This window comes from Lentzea sp. NPDC004789, assembly GCF_053601075.1.
Genome location: NZ_JBSGBE010000002.1, coordinates 148,163 through 165,860, shown reverse-complemented (window position 1 = coordinate 165,860; position 17,698 = coordinate 148,163). Strand labels below are relative to the sequence as shown.

The window sequence follows — 17,698 nt, the reverse complement described above, 5'->3', positions numbered from 1 at the left end:
GGTGTCTCAGGCGGCGTTCGGCTGGGACACCGTCCACGTGCTGTTCTCCTTGCGGAAGTTGTCCTCCGCGTCCATCACGGCGCCCGCCCACTCCTCCTCGGGGACGTCGGCGAGCTGGTCGGACACGGAGGCCAGGCTGTTGGCCGCGATCGAGTACGTGAGGCGCAGCTTCTCGTGCTGCCGCAACCCGAGCCACGCGGCGCCGCTCGCGACGATCGCCGCCATCACCCCGGAGATGTCGGCGTCCCACACGCCGAACCCCCTGCCCGCCGCCAGCACGATCGCGATCAGCTCACCGGCCAGCAGCAGGGCGCGCAGCCGGTTCGCGCGGTCCTGGTGCAGGCGGGCGCTGGCCGCGTACCACTCCTGCTGGTTGCGGATCCGCTCGTCGAGGTAGACCTGCCGGCGTTCCTCCAACGGCCTGGCCCGCAGCTCGGCCATCCGCTGGGTCGTCTGCCGGCTCACGCTGTGGAACGTGATCTCGACGCCGTCGCGCGCCACGATCTCGTTGACCCGTTGCCCGAACAGCTTCCTGGCTTGCGGCAGCGGCATCGTCGCCGGGAACGGGTGGCCGCTCACCGAGAACCGCCACGCGAGCGACTTGACGTCCTCGGCGATCGTGCGGCCCGTGGTCCAGTCGCGCTCCGGGCGCTGGGTCCACAGCAGGATCTCCGCGAACAGCGCCGCCAGAAAACCGCACAGGGCCACCAGCGCCCACAGGTCGAACTTGCCGACCTTCCAGCTCAGTGCGCCGCCGAGCGCCGCGATCACGGCGCTGACCAGCCGCAACCGGCTCAGCCGGAACGTCAGCCGCTGGCCTCGCACCGCGATGCCGTCAGCGTCGTGGAAGATCGCCGGGAAGTCCGCTTCGATCATGGCCATGTGTTACCACGCTTCGGTCGCCCGCGGAGAGGAGATCTCGCAGCCCGGTGGTGGCGTTCACTCGGACAGCCGAGAAGGCCCGCTGTCAGCCAGATCTGGACAGCTCCGATGAGTCCCGGCAACCCAGGCGTAACGAAGGCTTGACCCGCGTACTTCCGGTTGTAATCATCGGATCTCTCGCCGCCGCCCCGACGAGAAAAGCGATGGTCATGGCACTACGACGTATCTGCGTGGCCTTGGTGGCCGCGCTGCTCGCCGGCCTCATCAACGTGGCCGCGTCGGTACCGGCGCAGGCCGAGCTGCGACACCCGAGACAGGAGTGGCTGCGCAAGTCCACCGCCGGCCTGTTCCTGCACTGGGGCATGTTCACCGCCCCGAAGCACCTGAACTGCGCCGAGTGGGAGCGCGACGTCACCGGCGGAGGGTGGACCCCCGACTACTGGATCGACGAGGCGCGCAAGCTCGGCGCCTCCTACGTCGTGCTGGCGACGTTCCACTCCCGGCTCGGCTACGCGCGCCCGTGGCCGTCGAAGATCCCCGGCAGCTGCGCGACGCAACGCGACCTGCTCGGCGAGCTCGTCGCGGCGGGCAAGGCCAAGGGCGTCAAGGTCATGCTGTACATGACCGACGACCCGCAGTGGCACGCCGAGCAGGGCGTGGAGATGCTCGACTCGGCCGCCTACTCCGCCTACCGGGGCGAGAAGGTCGACCTCACCACTCGCGAGGGCTTCGGCAAGTACAGCTACGACCTCTTCTTCGAGGTCATGAAGAACTACAGCGACCTCGCCGGGTTCTGGATCGACAACGACAACGAGTACTGGGAGCGCAACAAGCTCTACGAGCAGATCCGGCAGCTCCAGCCCACCTGGTTGTTGAGCAACAACAACGAGGACACGCCGATCATGGACACGGTCTCGAACGAGCAGAAGACCGGCATGTTCCCGTCCTACGACTACCCGGCCGCGACGTTCACGCCGATGCCGCGCCTGACCGAGGCCTGCTACAAGCTGCCCACCACCGGCGACTGGTGGTACAGCGGCGGTGACTCCGCCGTCGACACCCGCCTGAACGTCGGCCGCTACATCGCCAACGCGGGCTCCTCGATCAAGTCGCTGATGGCCGAGACGCCGATGGTCAACGGCAGGATGCCCGCGCAGCAGGAGGCCTACAACAACTTCATGTCCACGTGGGTGCCGCCGATCCGCGAGTCGATCCAGGGGGTCGAGGGCGGCGGCTACCTGTACGGCGGCATGCAGCCCGGCTTCTGGAACGACGGTGCGCACGGCGTCATCACCATCAACCCGTCCAACGGCAAGCAGTACGTGCACGTGGTCACCCGCCCGCGCGCGGACTTCGTCCGGTTGCGCGACAACGGGTATCGCGTCTCCGGTGTCACCGATCTGCGCACCGGCAAGCGGATGCGGTTCTCGCAGTCGGCCGGGTACCTGACGATCGAGGGCATCACCGACTGGGACGAGTACGACACCGTGTTCACCGTGGAGACCCGTGGGCAGCAGGGTTTCTACGACGGCGTGAAGGCGTACGCGACGTCGTCGAAGGACGGTTTCCCCGCCGCGAACCTCACCGACGGCAGCTACGAGAACTACTGGGACGCCAACGCCGCCCAGCCCGTCTCGATCTCGCTGGACCTGGGGCGCCGCAAGGAGGTCTCGTTCCTCGCGATCAACCAGCGGGAGTCGTCACCGACGCACGCCCGCGTGTCGTTCGGCCGTCCCGAGGACTCGTCGCGGATCAAGGACTACCAGCTGACGGCGTCCGACGACGGCCGCGACTGGTGGCACGTGCGTTCGGGCGCCCTGCCTTCCGCGCGCGGCACCCAGTTCATCGACGTCGGCGCGACGAACGCGCGGTGGCTCCGGCTGACCGTGCTCAACACGTGGAGCGGCCCGCAGGCGCCGGTCTTCTTCAAGGAGCTGAAGATCGACGAGATCCGGGTCGGCCACGGCTATCCGCGGTCGGCGCGGGAGGGCGTCCTGGAGGCCGAGGACGCGGCACGGTCGGGCGCGGCGCGCAGCTCGTTCTGCGAGGCCTGTTCCGGTCAGCGTCAGGTGAGCGGGCTGGGCGGCGGTGAGGGCAACGCCGTGACCTTCCGCGATGTCTCCGTTGCCGCGGCGGGGACCTACGACCTTCAGCTGGCGTTGACGGCCGCGGAGGCGTCGTCGGTCTCGGTGTCGGTGAACGGCGCGGCGCCGGTTTCCGCCGCGGTGCCGAAGGACCGCGCCGACGTGCCGGATCCGACGTCGCTCGCGGTGCCGTTGAACGCGGGCCGCAACACCGTCCGCGTGTTCGGCACGGGCAAGCCGCTCGGCCTGGACCGCATCTCGGTCGGCGGCCTGCCGCCGTCGACCTACACGCCGAAGACCACCCTGACCGTGGAACCCCATGGCGTGCAATGGGTTGCGCCCGGTCAGCAGTCCGTGAAGATCACCGCACGGCTGCGGCTCGACGCCGACGACCAGATCGACAACGTCTCACTGGCACCGGTGCTGCCCGCCGGGTGGGCGCTGACCGGCTCGCCCGCCACCCGTGCGTCGATGCGGCTGGCCGGGGTGCTGGAGGGCGTGTGGACCGCGGTGTCGCCGGCCGGGCAGGACGTGGGCTCGGTCAGCATCCCGGTCAACGCGTCGTTCCAGCTGCTCGGCTCCGACCGCAAGGTGTCGGGTGCGGTGGCGGTGCGGACCAGGCCCGCGGACCGCGTGTTCGTGCGGGAGGCGGAGGACTCGGCGAACCTGTTCGGCAGCACCGGGCTGACCGGCTGCGGGCCGTGCTCGGGCGGGGAGAAGGTGCGCAACATCGGCGGCGGCCCGGACGCGTCGGTCACCTTCCCGAACGTCGTGGTGCCCGCCGCGGGCGCGTACCGGCTGTTCGTCCAGTTCACGGTGAACGGGCCGCGCTCGTACTTCATCTCCGTGAACGGGGGAGCGCCTGTCGAGCTCAAGCTGGACGGCGTCGGCAACAGCACCCCGTACGTGGCGGAGCTCCCGGTGACGCTGAACGCCGGCGCGAACACGCTGAAGTTCGGCAACGACACCGCGGGCGCACCGGATCTGGACCAGATCGCGATCGGCTGACCTCGCTGAACGGCACCCTGCGCGAGCGGGGTGCCGTTCTCAGCCACCGCGTCGCATCATGGGTGGATGCTGGAGGCACTGCGGCGGCAGCTGAGCGACGGTCTGTTCGAGAAGGTCGCGGGTCCCGAGCGCGAGAAGCACGCGCGGCGGATCCACGACGCGCCCGGTCCGCGCCTGTTCGCCGACGACCGGCCCATCCGGCACGTGCACGCCGATCACGCCATGTTCATCGGCGGGCTGCGGGCGTTGCTGCTGCAGTCGTTGCACCCGCTCGCGATGGCGGCGGTCGCGCAGCACTCCGACTACCGCACCGATCCGTGGGGACGGTTGCAGCGCACGAGCCTGTTCGTCGGCGTGACCACCTACGGTTCGGCCGAGGACGCGCACGCGGCGATCGAGCGGCTCGCGCGCGTGCACTCGTTCATCCACGGCACCGCGCCGGACGGCAGGCCGTACCGCGCGGCCGACCCGCACCTGCTGACCTGGGTGCACGTGGCCGAGGTCGACAGCTTCCTGCGCTGCCACCGCAAGTACGGCGAGAAACCCCTCGACGACTACGACGGGTACGTCGCCGACATGGCCGTGATCGCCGACGCGATGGGCGTGCCGGACCCGCCGCGCACGGTCGCCGCGCTGGACGCCCGGCTGGACTCCTACCGGGCCGAGCTGAAAGGCACGCCCGAGGCACGGGAAGCGGCACGGTTCCTGCTGCTCAAGGCTCCCTTGCCGGTGCTCGCGAAGGGGCCGTACGCGATTCTGGCCGCCACCGCGGTCGCGAGCCTGCCGGTGTGGGCGCGGATTCCGCTGCGGCTGCCGTACCTGCCGATCACCGAGGCCACCGGGGTGCGGTTCGCGGGCCACGCGCTGATGCGCGGCCTGCGGTGGGTCACGGGCTGAGGAAGTCCATCACGAGCGGGGTGGCCGTGTCGCGGAACTCCTCGAAGTAGCCGTGCCGCGCGCCCTCGATGAGGTGCATGCGCGCGCCGGGAATCCTCGCCGTGATCAGGGGAGCGTTGGCGGTGGGGTTGAAGATGTCTTCCGTCCCGTGCACCACGAGCGTGGGTGCGGTGATCGAGGGCAGCACGTCCCACGCGTCGTGCTCGGCGCTCGCGAACAGGTGCAGCTTGCGCGCGTAGGGCGGCATCGACGGGTCGCCGAGCGTGCTGAACGGGCCTTTGTACGCCGGCGTGTACATCAGCGCCTCCAACGCCCGGCGCGCCTTCATCGGGTCGACCTGCGCCAGCGACCTGCGCACCTCGGCGCTGCGTTCGATCGCGTGCGGCCCGCCGGGGGAGGTGCAGCCGAGCACCAGCCGGTCGACGCGGTCGCCGTGCGCCGCGGCGATCCACTGCGCGATCCGGCCGCCCATCGAGGTGCCGTAGACGTGCGCCCTGCCGATGCCCGCGTCGTCGAGGATCGCGACGCAGTCCGACGCGAACTGCCGGGTGCTGTAAGGGGATTCGGGCTTGTCGCTGGAACCGGTGCCGCGGTGGTCGGTGACGATCGTGGTGAACCGCCCGGCGAACATCGGCGCGACCTGCGACCACCAGCGGGACGAGTTCGACTGGCCCGCGATGAGCAACAGCGGCGGCCCCGAACCCTCGACCGAGTAGAAGAGCGCGGTTCCGTCGGCAGCACGAGCGTGGGGCACGACTGGACAGTCTAAGACCTTGACGCCGGGGTAGATGGTCTAGTCCAATTCTCCCGGGAACCCCCTGCCGGCCGCCACCTGTGAGGGATGGAGCAACCCATGCAGTTGTCAGCTCGGATCGGCGCGGTGGCCGCACTCGTGCTCGGCACCGTGATCGTGAGCCTCGCCCCCGCCAACGCCGCCGGTGTCACGGCGACGTTCGCCAAGCAGTCCTGGGACACCGGGTACACCGCCACGGTGACGATCAAGAACGAGACCAGTTCGGCCATCAGCTCCTGGAAGGTCGAGTTCGACTACCCGGCCTCCACCACCGTCGGTGCCTACTGGGACTCGCTGCTCACCAAGAGCGGCAACCACCACACGTTCGTCAACCGCGAGTACAACGGCTCGGTCGCGCCCGGTGCCAGCGTCACGTTCGGCTACAACGCCTCCGGCAGCGCCGACCCGTCGAACTGCACGATCAACGGCGCGGCCTGCACCGGTGGAACGCCCCCGACGACCACTACCACGACCACTACGACCACGACGACGACCACGACCACGACCACCACGACCGGACCGCCTCCCACGGGATCGTTGCCGCGCAAGGTGCTCGTCGGTTACCTGCACGCCAGCTTCGCCAACGGTTCCGGGTACATCCGGATGGCGGACGTGCCGGACGAGTGGGACGTCATCGACCTCGCGTTCGCCGAGCCCACCAGCGCCACGTCCGGTGAGCTGCGGTTCGCGCGGTGCCCGGTGGCGGAGTGCCCGAACGTCGAGTCCGAGGCCGACTTCAGCGCGGGCATCCGGGCCCAGCAGGCCAAGGGCAAGAAGGTGCTGATCTCCATCGGCGGCCAGAACGGCCAGGTGCGGCTGGAGACCGCGGCGGCACGGGACGCGTTCGTGCGGTCGGTCGGCGCGATCATCGACAAGTACGGCCTGAACGGCCTCGACGTCGACTTCGAGGGCCACTCGTTGTCGCTCGACGCCGGTGACGTCGACTTCAAGAACCCGACCACCCCGGTGATCGTGAACCTGATCTCGGCGCTGAAGTCGCTGAAGTCCCGCTACGGCGCCGGTTTCGTGCTCACGATGGCGCCGGAGACGTTCTTCGTGCAGGTCGGCTACCAGTTCTACGGCGGTGCGGGCGGCGGCGACGCGCGCACGGGTGCGTACCTGCCGGTGATCGACGCGATGCGCAACGACCTGACGTTGCTGCACGTGCAGGACTACAACTCCGGACCCGTGATGGGCCTGGACAACCAGTACCACAACATGGGCGGCGCGGACTTCCACGTCGCGATGACCGACATGGTGCTCGCCGGGTTCCCGGTGCGCGGTGACACGTCGAAGGTGTTCGCGCCGTTGCGCCAGGACCAGGTCGCGATCGGGCTGCCCGCCGCGCAGTACGCGGGCAACGGCTTCACCTCCGTCGCGGACGTCCACACCGCGCTGGACTGCCTCACCAAGGGGTCGAACTGCGGCAGCTACAAGCCGAAGGGCGTTTACCCGAACCTGCGCGGCCTCATGACGTGGTCGATCAACTGGGACAAGTACAACAACTACGAGTTCTCCAAGCAGCACCGGGCATACCTGCCCAGGTGACTGTGTTCGACGTCGATGAAGGGCGCCTTGATCCACTTGAGATCGATGAAGGCGCCCTTCATCGAGCGCAGGCGGTCCAGGTGCTCAGAGGCGCTTCCGCACCTCGTCGGCCTTGGGCTCGCCCAGTTCCTCGAACAACGTCGCGGACTCCAGCCAGCACTTCTCCGCGCCCCGCCGGTCGCCGAGGCCGTCCAGCGCCAGCCCCAGGTTGTCCAGCGCCTCGGCCTGCCCGTAGAGGTCGCCGATCGCGCGGAACGTCTCCAGCGCGCGTTCGACGTACGACACGGCCTGCGGGAAGTCGGCCAGCCCCCGGTACACCTCGCCGATGTTGTTGAGCAGGATGGCCTCGCTGTACGGGTCCCTGATCTCCTGCCGGATCTTCAGCGCCCGCAGGTACGTGTCCAGCGCGGCGTCGAACCGGCCGGCGTCGGCGTGCAGCAGGCCGATGTTGTTGAGCGTCACGGCTTCCGAGTGCAGGTTGCCGAGCTCGCGGGCGATCTCGGCGGACTGCTCGTAGCAAGACAAGGCCTCGTCGACCCGGCCCTGCACCATGTAGACGATGCCGAGGTTGTTCAGCGTCGGCTCCTGCCGCGACTTGTCGCCGGTCGCGCGGAAGATCGCCAGCGCCTGCCGGTAGCACTCGATCGCCTCGTCGTGGCGCCGGATCTCGCGCAGCCCGATGCCGAGGGTGATCAGCATCCGTCCCTCGGCGCTGCGGTCGCCCACCGACCTGGCCGCGGCCAGCGCGACGCCGTGCGTGTCGATCCAGTCCGCCCAGTGCTTGCGCAGGTTGAAGAAGTCCCACAGGCATTGGGACAGGCTCCAGCAGTGCTCCGGCAGGCCGTGCTCGGCGGCGTCGCGGATGGCGGCCACCAGGTTCGCGCGTTCCGTGTCGCACCACAGCAGTGCGGCGTCGCGGTCGGCGAACGTGCGCGGGTGCACGGCCGGGTCCGCGGTGGCGATCTCCAGCTTGCGCTGGGGGTTGAGCTGCCGCACGTTGTGCCACGACGTGTGCAGGTACCAGTCCAGCACTCGCCGCCGCGCCAGATCGCGTGCGGGCGGCGGTTCCGCGGCCATGACCTGCTCGACGGCGTACGCGCGCAACAGGTCGTGCAGCCCGTAGCGGCCGGGCGTGTGCTGCTGCAGCAGGTGTTCGTCGAGCAACGTCTCCAGCAGGTCCTCGGTCTCGTACGCGGTCAGCCCGGCCAGTGCGGCGGCGGACTCGGCGGTGACGTCCTCGCCGGGGTGCAGGCCGAGCAGCCGGAATAATCGGCGCTGGTTGTCCGGCAACGCCTGGTAGGAGAGGTCGAAGACGCCTCGCGCGCCGAGACCACCGCCTCGTTCCAGCTGCGCCACCAGGTCCCACACCGTCCACTGTGGACGGCGGGCGAGGCGTTTCGCGGCCAGCGCGACCGCGATCGGCAGGTGCCCGCACAGCTCCGCGACCCGGTGCGCGGCCTCCTGGTCGGCGTCGATGCGGTCGGAGCCGGCGATCCGCGCCAGCAACGCGATCGCCTCGCCGGGCGTGAAGACGTCCAGGGACAGCGACTTCACCCCGTCGAGCCGCAGCAGCGTGCGACGGCTGGTGATCAGCACCAGGCACGACGCGCTGCCCGGCAGCAACGGCCGCACCTGGTCCTCGCCCGCCGCGTTGTCCAGCAGCACCAACGCCCGTTTGCCCGCCAGCCGGTCGCGGTACAGCGCGGCCCGCGCCTCCAGCGACTCGGGGATCTGCCCGCCGGGCACGCCCAGCAGGCGCAGGAAGCTCTCCAGCACGGCAGCCGGGTCCGCGGGCAGCTCGTCCGCGTCGAACCCGTGCAGGTCGGCCCACAGCTGCACGTCCGGGTACCGCTGCACGAGCCGATGTGCCGCCCGCACGGCCAGTTTCGTCTTGCCGACCCCGGCCATGCCCTCGATCGCGGAGATCACCACGGTCGTCTGCGACCCCGGCTCGCACAGCCTGCGCAGCTCGGCCTCGCGCCCGGTGAACTCGGCGATGTCCATCGGCAGCTGGCGGTGCGCGTTCAACGCGGCGGGCGAGGGCGCCCGGCTCTCCAGGATCACCTGCTGCAGCTGCCGCAACCGCGCGCCCGGTTCGACCCCGACCTGCTCGACCACGTGCCTGCGCACGGTCGCATAGGCCTCCAGGGCCTCGCCGCGACGGCCGGAACGGTCCAGCGCCAGCATCAGCTGCGCCCACAGCTCCTCGCGCAACGGGTGCTGCGCCGTCTCCAGCCGCAGCCGGTCGATCACGTCGTCGAACCGGCCCAGCTCCAGCGCCGCCTTGGCGTACCGCTCGACCGCCGTCAGCCGGCGTTCCTGCAACCGCGTGAACTCCGCGCGCAGCAACGGTCCCGCGCTCAGCTCCGCGGTCGGCACGCCCTGCCACTTCGCGAGCGCCTGGGCGAACAGTTCCGCCGCGGCCTCGACGTCGGCCTCCTCCAGCGCCTCCTCGCCCTGACGCACCAGCGCGTCGAACTCGTCGAGGTCGAGCTCGCCCGGTTCGACGACGAGCTGGTAGCCGTGGCCGGGCCGGGTGAGCAGCCGTTCGCCGAGCACCTTGCGCAGTCCCGCGACATAGGTGCGAAGGTTCGACTCGGGCGAAACGGGCGGCGCGTCCCAGACCGCCTGGGTCAGCTGTGCGACGCTGACCGCCTGGTTGGCGTGCAGCAACAGCATCGTGAGCACCGCTCGCTGCCGGGGCCCGCCCAGCTCCAGCGGTGTGCCCGTCCGCCGCACGGTCAGCGAGCCGAGCAACAGGAACTCCACCGGCGCATCTCTCCTCAACGCAGTCTGTGCGGCGCCTGGGCGAAATCTGTGCGCGCCGCCTGACATCTTTGTACCCAGATCCGGTACCTGCGCCGCCGGGACCCGAAACCCGGGAACAGGGGGTCGGCGCAGTTGCCGGGTCCGGTTCCCCCAAGAACCCGGCCGGCGTGTGAAAGTCACCGCGCACGTCGGCCAACTTTGCCGGTGGCCCGGTCGGGTCCCCCAGACTGCGCCGGGCCACCACCCTTACCTCCCGTACCGCTGAGCGGGCGACTTCTCGTCCACGTGACGCCACCGCAACGAAGCAGCGCTACGAAGGGTCCATGGAGACCGCCCTGAAGCATCCGGTCGACGAGGTGCTGCCACCCGCGCGCCTCGGGTTGCTCGGTTTGCAGCACGTTCTGGCCATGTACACCGGCTGCGTCACCGTGCCGCTCGTGTTCGGTGCCGCCGCGGGCCTCGACACCCACACCATCGGGCTGCTGGTGAACGCCGACCTGGTGGTGGCGGGCCTGATCACGTTGTTGCAGGCGCTCGGCATCGGCACCGTTCTGGGCGTGCGGCTGCCGGTCGTGGCCGGTGCGACGTTCACGGCCGTGACGCCGATGATCCTGATCGCCGGGCAGTACGGCGTGCAGGCCGTCTACGGGTCGATGCTCGCGGCCGGGGTGTTCGGCGTCCTGGTCGCGGTGCCGTTCGCGCGGGCCGTCCGGTTCTTCCCGCCCGTCGTGACCGGGTCGGTGATCACGGTGATCGGGCTGTCGCTGATCGGGGTCGGCGCGGGGCTGATCACCGGCCGGGAGTCGGCGCCGGACTACGCCTCGCCGCCGAGGCTGGCGCTGGCGTTCGGGATCGTGCTGGTGATCGTGCTCGTCGGACGGTTCACGCGCGGGCTCGTCCGGCAGCTCGGCGTGCTGATCGGCCTGGTCGGCGGCACGATCGCGGCGATCTTCCTCGGCATGACCGACTTCTCGAACGTGGGCGGCGCCGCGTGGCTCGGCATCGCGCAGCCGTTCCACTTCGGCGCGCCGCAGTTCCCGTTGGCGGCCGTGGTGTCCATGTGCGTGGTGATGCTGGTGACCTTCACCGAGTCGACCGCCTCCATGCTCGCGGTCGGCGAGATGACCGGGCGGCCGGTCACGTCACGCGACCTGGCGCGCGGGCTCGCGGCCGAGGGCGTGTCCGGGGTGCTCGGCGGGATCATGAACGGGTTCCTGGACACCGCCTTCGGGCAGAACGTCGGGCTGATCGGCATCACCAGGGTGCGCAGCCGGTACGTCACGGCGGTCGCGGGCGGGATCCTGGTGCTGCTGGGCCTGATCCCGAAGCTCGGCGAGGTCGTCGCGGCCCTGCCCGGTCCCGTGGTCGGCGCGGCCGGGCTGGTCATGTTCGCGACCGTCGCCGCGCTGGGCATCGGGATCCTGCGCGCGGCCGACTTCGAGAACACCGGGAACCTGCTGATCATCGCCGTGACGATCGGCGTCGGGCTGCTGCCGGTGGTGGCGCCGAAGATCTACCACTCGTTCCCCGCGTGGGCCCAGGTGATCGCGGGCAGCGCCATCACCAGCGCGGCGCTGACCGCGTTCGTGCTCAACCTGCTGTTCAACCACACGCGGTCAGCGGCCGAGTGACTTGGCGACGAACCCGTTGTCGCGCAGCTCGGCGACGGTGTCGCTGAGGAACCGCACGGTCTCGGGCGTGCGGGACTTCGTCGTGCCGACCGCCTGCCGGATCTCCATGAACCGGTCGCCGAGCAACCGCACGTCGTCGTTCGCCGCCACGAACGCGGTCATCGGCTCGCGGATCCCGGCCGCCACGTCGAGCTCCTGCTCGCGGAAGACGTCGACGCCTTCGTCGCCGCGCACGACGGTCGCGTGCCGCAGCGTCCGCGTGAGGTACAGGTCGTAGGCCGAGCCCTGCTTCACGCCGATCCGCACGCCGGGCCGGTCGACGTCGGCGACCGCGGTGATCGGGGAGCCCACCGGCACCGCGAACACGCCCTCGATCACCACGTACGGCTCGGTGAACGCGACCTCCGACTCACGGGCGGGCTCGATCGCGAGGAAGCAGATGTCGGCCCGCCCGTCCTTCATCGCCTCGAACGACTTGCGCGCCGCGTCGAAGCACACGAACTCCACGGGCAGGCCGAGGCGGGCGGCGATCTCCCGCGCGAGGTCCACCGTGACCCCGGCCGGCTCGTCGGGCGTTCCCCGTGCCAGCACGGGGTTCCCCAGGTTGATCGACGCCCGCAGCACGCCCGTCGGGGCCAGGTCCTCGGCAACGTTCATGATCACGAGCCTAGCCGGTCCGGACCAGCCCCCGTCCGGTGATCAGCGGCAGGTCGAGCGCGGTGAGCAGGCCGGGCGGGGCTGCGACGACCGCGGGCACGGCGTTGACCAGGCGCATGGCGGTGCCGGCCACGCCCGCGGTGTTGTGGTCGCCGTCGCCGCCGGTCAGGCGCAGGTCCAGCACGTAGTTCGGCTCACCGGCGACCTCCACGCGGTAGCAGCCGGTGCCGGCCGGCTGCGGCCAGTCCGGCGCGAGGTCCGGGCGCAGCCGGGTGACGTGTTCGAGCACCAGCACGGGCTTGCCCGCGACCATGCCGCTGACCGTGAACCGCAGTGCCGCCATGGTGCCCTCGGCGATCGTGCGGCCCGCGGCCGGGAACGGTTCTGGCGCCGGGAACCGCTCGTGGTGTTCGGCGACCGAGTCCAGCGGCACGTCCAGCGCGGCGGCCAGCTGGCGGACCACGCTGCCCCACGCGAGCGTGAGCACTCCTGGTTGCAGCAGCAGGGGAGTGTGGTCGGGCGGCGTGCCGAAACCCATGATGTCGAACAGCACCAACGGGTTGTCGTAGGTGGAGTAGTCGGTGATCTCCGAGCAGCGGATCTGGTCGATGCGCTGACAGGTGCCGGACAACAGCAGCGGCAGCCAGTCGTTGGCCCAGCCGGGGTCGATCCCGTTGACCCACAACGAACTTCCGCCCTCGGCTGCGGCCTGGCGGATCGGGCCGGTCACCTCGACGGGCACGGTGCCGTCGGGGAACTGCAGGAAGACCGGGCCGCTGGCCACCACGTTGATGCCCGCGCGCAGCAGCCGGCACAGGTCGTCGATCGCCTCGGGCAACCGGTTGTCGGCCATGGCGGTGTAGACGACGCAGTCGGGTTTCGCCGCGATCAGCTGGTCGGCGTCCGTGGTCGCGCTGACCCCGGCCTCTCGGTCCAGCCCGGCCAGTTCGCCCGCGTCGAGGCCCTTCTTGGCGGGGTTCGAGACCCACACGCCCGCCAGTTCCAGGGCCGGGTGGTCGATGATGCCGCGCAACGCCCACTTGCCGACGTTGCCGGTGCTCCACTGCACTACGCGATACGTCATCACAGGTCCGGGAGGTTGAAGTCGAGGTTGGGCGCGCCGATGCCGCCGTCGACGCGCAGCACCGAGCCGGTGGTGTAGCCGGAGGCCGGTGAGGCCAGGAAGAGCACCGCGGCCGCGACCTCCTCCGGCCGGCCCAGCCGGCGCAGCGGGGTGGCCTGCTCCATCGCGGTCCTGATCTTGTCGTCTCTCGCGACCACGTCCAGTGCCGAGGTGTGGACCGAGCCGACGTCGATCGCGTTGACCCTGATGCGGGGCGCGAGATCCGTTGCGGCGAGGCGCGTGTAGTGCGTCAGGGCGGCTTTCGCGGTGCCGTAGGCGAGGAACCCGCGCCCGGCGAGCCGGCCCATCACCGAGGCGATGTTGACCACCGCCCCGCCACCGCTTTCGAGCATGTGCGGGACCGCCGCGCCGGTCAGCGCGTGCGCGGTCGTGACGTTGAAGTGGAAGGCGTCTTCGAGGAAGCCCGGTGTCGTGGTCAGGAACGTGTTCGGCAACGTGCCCCCCACGTTGTTCACCACCACGTCCAGCCGCCCGAACCGTTCGACGGCCGTGTGGGCGAGCGCGGCCGCGGCGTCCACATCGGACAGATCGGCCGGCACGACGACGGCTCTGCGGCCCAGTGCCTCGATCTTGCCCGCGACCTCCTCCAGCTGTTCCGCGGTACGTGCGCTGATCACCACGTCCGCCCCGGCCTCCGCCAGTGCGAGTGCCGATGCCGCGCCGATGCCGCGGCCCGCGCCGGTGACCACCGCCACCGCGCCAGGTAACCCGAACATGTCCGTCACCACGCAGCCAGCGTTAAGCTCTCGCGCTTAAAAGTCAAGAAGCACGTGTTAACGTGGTGACGTGGCCAGTGCGGACGCCAGGGAGCGGATCATCGTCGCCGCCGAGCGGTTGATCGCCGAGCACGGCCCGGACGTGCCGTTGCGCGACATCGCGACGGCGGCGGGCCAGCGCAACAACTCCGCGGTCCAGTACCACTTCGGCACCAGGGACGCGCTGATCGACGCCGTTGCCCAGTACCGGATCGCCGACCTGGAGCAGCACCGGCTGGAGCTGCTCGCCGCGAGCGAGGCGGCGGGGGAGGCGCAGGACGTGCGTGCGCTCGTCTCGGCGTTGGTCGTGCCGATGCTGACGGTTCCGTACGAGCACGGCGCCACGCACTACGCCCGGTTCCTCGACCGGGTCCGCACCCATCCCGCGCTGGCCGCGGACACCAACCTCGACCGGGCGGGGCGGGCGGCGGTCCGGTTGATCATCATGCGGCTCGACCGCGCGCTGGGGGACGTGCCGCCCGCGGTGCGGCGCCGCCGGTTGCGCGTGCTGCCCACGGTGCTGTTCGCGTTGCTCGCGGACCGGGAGCGCGGTCTGCCGCACGACGAACCGCACTCGGCCTCGGAGCTGGTCGACCTGCTCGTCGGGATGCTCACCGCTCCCGTGGCCTGACGGGCGCGTCCGCGGGCAGCCCGAACATGGTGCGCGCCTTGGCGATCGACGCCTTGCTCAGGTCCCCGGCGTCTTGGACGCGATGGAGCTCGGTGACGCCGGCCCGGGAGAAGTGAGCGCGGATCCACGCCGCGTTCCCCGCCCCGTCGGGTGGTGACTCCACGCCGAGCACCTCGGCCGACCCCGGCAGCAGTCTCACGGTGGCGAGCACGGCGATTCCCTCACCGCTGCCCATGACCAGCGAGCCGCTCTCGGCGGCGAACTCGTCGCACACCACGTAGAGCCCGACTCGGTACCTGTCCTGGTCGTGAGCGGACTCGATCAACCGGTCCGCGCACGACCACATGACCTCGTCGTACCTGCCGGCCAGGCCGCCACGCCAGTGGTGTTGTTCGAGATGGCTGTCGATCGACGTGCGCATGGTCTGCTCCTGGGCCGCGTCGATGTCCGCCCGCGGCAGCCGCACGAACACGGCCCAGTAGCCGATCGCCGCGGCTACGAGCAAGATCGCGGAACCGAGCACGAGCCACCGGGCGCGCATGGCTCACCGTAGCTCGCCCGGCTACTCCGGCGTCGGCAGTTGCACGGCCACCCGGACGTCGCCGAGCCCGCGGGCGATCAGGACCTCCCTGCCGCGCAACGGGTGCCACCCGTCCTGCCACACCCGTTGCACCCGCGCCGAACACGGCACGTCGACCCGCACGGTCTCGCCGGCCGGCACGTCCACGACCGCCCAGCCGATCAGCCGCACGGGCTCGTCGTCCGGCCGCAGGTAGACCTGCACGACCTCACGTCCCGAGCGTTCGCCGGTGTTGGTGAGCGACACGGACACCTCGCGCACGACATCGTCCACAGTGGACAGAGAGGCCTCGCCGTACTCCCAGGTCGTGTAGCCGAGGCCGTGACCGAACCAGAACAACGGATCGGACGCGCCGCGGTACCCGATCGCCGTGCCTTCGGTGTAAGCCAATGCGCCGTTCACCGGCACCGGGGTCGGCGCTTCGGCGTCCGTGCGCGGGAACGTGGTGACCAGCCGCCCGGCCGGTTCGATGTGCCCCAGCAGCGCGGCGGCCACGGCGTCACCGGCCTCCTGGCCCGGCAATCCGGCCCACAGCACGGCGTCGACCTCGTCGAGCCACGGCATGAGCACCGGCGTCGCGGCGTTGACCACGACCACGGTCCGGGAAGCGGCCGCCGCCACCGCCGTGACGAGCGCGTCCTGCTCGCCGGGCAGCGCGAGCGTGGTCTTGTCGAAGCCCTCGGTCTCCTGCTCGTCGGTGAGGCCGACGACCACGACCGCCACGTCCGCCTCGCGCGCGGCCTCGGCCGCGGTGGCGATCGCGTCGGCGGCGGGCCGGGGAACCGGCTGGACGATCAGGCCGACCAGCGCGGCGGCCTCGCGCACGCGGGCGGTGATCCGGTCGCCCGGTGAGAGCGTGACCTCGGTCGTCCAGAACGGCGGCTTCAGCAGTGCTTCCTCGACCACGCCGTCCGCCCAGGCCAGGCGGGTGGCGTGCGGCTCGCCGGCGACCTCCAGCGTCCAGTCGCCGAACCCGCGCACCCCGGCCAGCATCCTCGCCGGCTCGTCCAGCGCGACCTCGCCGGACACCTCGATCGACGCGGCACCCTGCGCCCACCCGCCGACCGCCGAGAGCTCGGCGACCTCCATCTCCCGCGACTCCAGCACCTCGCCGGAGGGGTCGAACGTCGTGGCGCGGACGTTTCGCAGCACCCCGGCGGCGGGCGCGGCGTACCGCTGTCGCACCTCCACACCGTCCACAACGGACACCCGCTCGCCCAGCAGCGAGGTCAGGCCGTCGGCGATGCTGATGACGTGCGGCGGCCGCAGCCCGGCCGAACCACCGCCCTGCGCGACGGTGTCGATCGCGTGCCGGCCGATCAGCGCGATCTTCGGGGCGTCGAGCGGCAGCACGCCGTTGTTCGTCAGCACGGTCATGCCGCCCGCGGCGAACCTCCGCAGCTGCTCGCGGCGGACCTCGCTGTCCGGCGCGGGCACGTCCGACGGCCAGGAGCGCTCACCGCCGAACGCGCCGGTCCGGGACGCCAGGAGCAGCAGGCGCCGCACGTGGTCGTCGATCGTCGACTCGGCCACCTCGCCCGCTTCGACGGCCGCGACGAGCTTGTCCTCCCACGGCCCGCCCGGACCCGGCATCACCAGGTCGAGGCCGCCGTTCGCGCTCTGCGCGGTCGAGGAGGTCGCGAACCAGTCGGACACCACCAGGCCGTCGAAGCCCCACTCGCCCTTCAGCACGCCCTCGACCAGCTCGGTGTGCTCGGTCGCGGGAATGCCGTTGACCTCGTTGTACGCCGCCATGATCGCCCACGGCGCGGCGTCGGAGACGACGATCTCGAACGGCAGCAGGTACACCTCGCGCAACGTCTTGGCGTCGACCTCCGAGCTCACCGTGCGCCGTTCGGTCTCGGACTCGTTGGCCACGTAGTGCTTCGGCGTCGCCGCGATGCCCTTGTCCTGCAGGCCCCGCACGTACGCGGCGGCGAGCACGCCGGTGAGCAGCGGGTCCTCGCTGTAGGCCTCGAACAGCCGGCCGCCCAGCGGCGTGCGGTGCAGGTTGATCGTCGGACCGAGCAGGACGTGCACCCGCTGCGCGGCGGCCTCGTCCGCGAGCAGCTCGCCGACCTCCCGCGCCAGCGCCGGGTCCCAGTGCTGGGCGAGCACCGTCGCGTTGGGCAGCACGCAGGCGATCACGCCGCCCCTGAGCTCGGCGCCGCGGACACCGGTCGGGCCGTCGGAGAGCTTCAGCGGCGCCAGTCCGATCTCCGGTTCCGGCCACAGGGCGAAGAACGCCGACCCGGTCAGCAGCCGCACCTTGCCGGGCAGGTCCAGACTCTTGATCGCCTTCTCGATGTCCATGACCTT

13 protein-coding genes are annotated in these 17,698 nt (G+C 70.9%); 5 read left to right on the top strand and 8 right to left on the bottom strand.

The features are described from left to right. Positions 1–6: 6 nt before the first annotated feature. The gene (locus ACWEIJ_RS04900; RefSeq protein WP_449835852.1) at positions 7–882 is read right to left on the bottom strand and encodes a DUF4231 domain-containing protein; all 876 of its coding nucleotides are present in this window, start codon (positions 880–882) and stop codon (positions 7–9) included. A 203-nt stretch (positions 883–1,085) separates the two neighbouring features. On the opposite strand from ACWEIJ_RS04900, the gene ACWEIJ_RS04895 reads away from it, so the two are divergent. Together ACWEIJ_RS04895 and ACWEIJ_RS04890 are read left to right on the top strand one after the other, a co-directional pair. Further along, positions 1,086–3,974 carry an alpha-L-fucosidase gene (locus ACWEIJ_RS04895; protein ID WP_449835851.1) on the top strand — a complete coding sequence of 963 codons (2,889 nt, stop codon included), beginning with the start codon at positions 1,086–1,088 and terminating at the stop codon, positions 3,972–3,974. A gap of 66 nt (positions 3,975–4,040) precedes the next feature. Continuing rightward, entirely contained in the window at positions 4,041–4,871 is an 831-nt protein-coding gene (locus ACWEIJ_RS04890; RefSeq protein WP_449835850.1) for an oxygenase MpaB family protein, read from the top strand. On the opposite strand, the gene ACWEIJ_RS04885 is transcribed toward ACWEIJ_RS04890, so the two are convergent. Continuing rightward, positions 4,861–5,625 (bottom strand): alpha/beta fold hydrolase, encoded by a 765-nt coding sequence (locus tag ACWEIJ_RS04885; RefSeq protein ID WP_449835849.1) that lies wholly within the window; start codon positions 5,623–5,625, stop codon positions 4,861–4,863. The genes ACWEIJ_RS04890 and ACWEIJ_RS04885 overlap by 11 nt on opposite strands. Positions 5,626–5,724: 99 nt before the next feature. Here ACWEIJ_RS04885 and ACWEIJ_RS04880 point away from each other — a divergent pair, with 99 nt between their 5' ends. Further along, positions 5,725–7,212 carry a chitinase gene (locus ACWEIJ_RS04880; RefSeq protein WP_449835848.1) on the top strand — a complete coding sequence of 496 codons (1,488 nt, stop codon included), beginning with the start codon at positions 5,725–5,727 and terminating at the stop codon, positions 7,210–7,212. Positions 7,213–7,296: 84 nt separating this feature from the next. Here ACWEIJ_RS04880 and ACWEIJ_RS04875 read toward each other — a convergent pair whose 3' ends face one another. Beyond that, positions 7,297–9,981, bottom strand: a complete 2,685-nt coding sequence (locus ACWEIJ_RS04875) for an AfsR/SARP family transcriptional regulator (RefSeq protein ID WP_449835847.1) — start codon at positions 9,979–9,981, stop codon at positions 7,297–7,299. 323 nt (positions 9,982–10,304) lie between these two features. Between ACWEIJ_RS04875 and ACWEIJ_RS04870 the strand changes: the two genes are divergently transcribed. Next, positions 10,305–11,612 carry a nucleobase:cation symporter-2 family protein gene (locus tag ACWEIJ_RS04870; protein ID WP_449835846.1) on the top strand — a complete coding sequence of 436 codons (1,308 nt, stop codon included), beginning with the start codon at positions 10,305–10,307 and terminating at the stop codon, positions 11,610–11,612. On the opposite strand, the gene ACWEIJ_RS04865 is transcribed toward ACWEIJ_RS04870, so the two are convergent. Genes ACWEIJ_RS04865 through ACWEIJ_RS04855 form a run of 3 tightly spaced genes read right to left on the bottom strand, consistent with a single transcriptional unit; the run spans position 11,598 to position 14,141 of the window. Further along, complete coding sequence (locus ACWEIJ_RS04865) at positions 11,598–12,269, bottom strand: transporter substrate-binding domain-containing protein (RefSeq protein WP_449835845.1); 672 nt, start codon at positions 12,267–12,269, stop codon at positions 11,598–11,600. The two genes, ACWEIJ_RS04870 and ACWEIJ_RS04865, sit on opposite strands and share 15 nt — an antisense overlap. A 10-nt stretch (positions 12,270–12,279) precedes the next feature. Next, entirely contained in the window at positions 12,280–13,353 is a 1,074-nt protein-coding gene (locus ACWEIJ_RS04860; protein ID WP_449835844.1) for an NAD(P)H-dependent amine dehydrogenase family protein, read from the bottom strand. Further along, positions 13,353–14,141, bottom strand: a complete 789-nt coding sequence (locus tag ACWEIJ_RS04855; protein ID WP_449835843.1) for an SDR family oxidoreductase — start codon at positions 14,139–14,141, stop codon at positions 13,353–13,355. The genes ACWEIJ_RS04860 and ACWEIJ_RS04855 overlap by 1 nt, the downstream gene beginning before the upstream one ends. A 58-nt stretch (positions 14,142–14,199) precedes the next feature. Between ACWEIJ_RS04855 and ACWEIJ_RS04850 the strand changes: the two genes are divergently transcribed. Beyond that, complete coding sequence (locus ACWEIJ_RS04850) at positions 14,200–14,799, top strand: TetR family transcriptional regulator (RefSeq protein ID WP_449835842.1); 600 nt, start codon at positions 14,200–14,202, stop codon at positions 14,797–14,799. Here the strand turns inward: ACWEIJ_RS04850 and ACWEIJ_RS04845 are convergent. Both ACWEIJ_RS04845 and ACWEIJ_RS04840 read right to left on the bottom strand, forming a co-directional pair. After that, positions 14,780–15,340, bottom strand: coding sequence for a hypothetical protein (locus ACWEIJ_RS04845; RefSeq protein WP_449835841.1), 561 nt, complete (start codon positions 15,338–15,340; stop codon positions 14,780–14,782). The genes ACWEIJ_RS04850 and ACWEIJ_RS04845 overlap by 20 nt on opposite strands. A gap of 21 nt (positions 15,341–15,361) precedes the next feature. Next, on the bottom strand, positions 15,362–17,692 hold the full coding sequence (locus ACWEIJ_RS04840) for a glycoside hydrolase family 3 C-terminal domain-containing protein (RefSeq protein ID WP_449835840.1): 2,331 nt from the start codon (positions 17,690–17,692) through the stop codon (positions 15,362–15,364). Positions 17,693–17,698: the final 6 nt, after the last annotated feature.

Excerpts from the sequence above, each read along its gene's own strand:
- ACWEIJ_RS04900 (WP_449835852.1), bottom strand. The coding sequence starts at position 882 with ATGGCCATGATCGAAGCGGACTTCCCGGCGATCTTCCACGACGCTGAC.
- ACWEIJ_RS04895 (WP_449835851.1), top strand. The coding sequence starts at position 1,086 with ATGGTCATGGCACTACGACGTATCTGCGTGGCCTTGGTGGCCGCGCTG.
- ACWEIJ_RS04890 (WP_449835850.1), top strand. The coding sequence starts at position 4,041 with ATGCTGGAGGCACTGCGGCGGCAGCTGAGCGACGGTCTGTTCGAGAAG.
- ACWEIJ_RS04880 (WP_449835848.1), top strand. The coding sequence starts at position 5,725 with ATGCAGTTGTCAGCTCGGATCGGCGCGGTGGCCGCACTCGTGCTCGGC.
- ACWEIJ_RS04870 (WP_449835846.1), top strand. The coding sequence starts at position 10,305 with ATGGAGACCGCCCTGAAGCATCCGGTCGACGAGGTGCTGCCACCCGCG.
- ACWEIJ_RS04865 (WP_449835845.1), bottom strand. The coding sequence starts at position 12,269 with ATGAACGTTGCCGAGGACCTGGCCCCGACGGGCGTGCTGCGGGCGTCG.
- ACWEIJ_RS04860 (WP_449835844.1), bottom strand. The coding sequence starts at position 13,353 with ATGACGTATCGCGTAGTGCAGTGGAGCACCGGCAACGTCGGCAAGTGG.
- ACWEIJ_RS04845 (WP_449835841.1), bottom strand. The coding sequence starts at position 15,340 with ATGCGCGCCCGGTGGCTCGTGCTCGGTTCCGCGATCTTGCTCGTAGCC.
- ACWEIJ_RS04840 (WP_449835840.1), bottom strand. The coding sequence starts at position 17,692 with ATGGACATCGAGAAGGCGATCAAGAGTCTGGACCTGCCCGGCAAGGTG.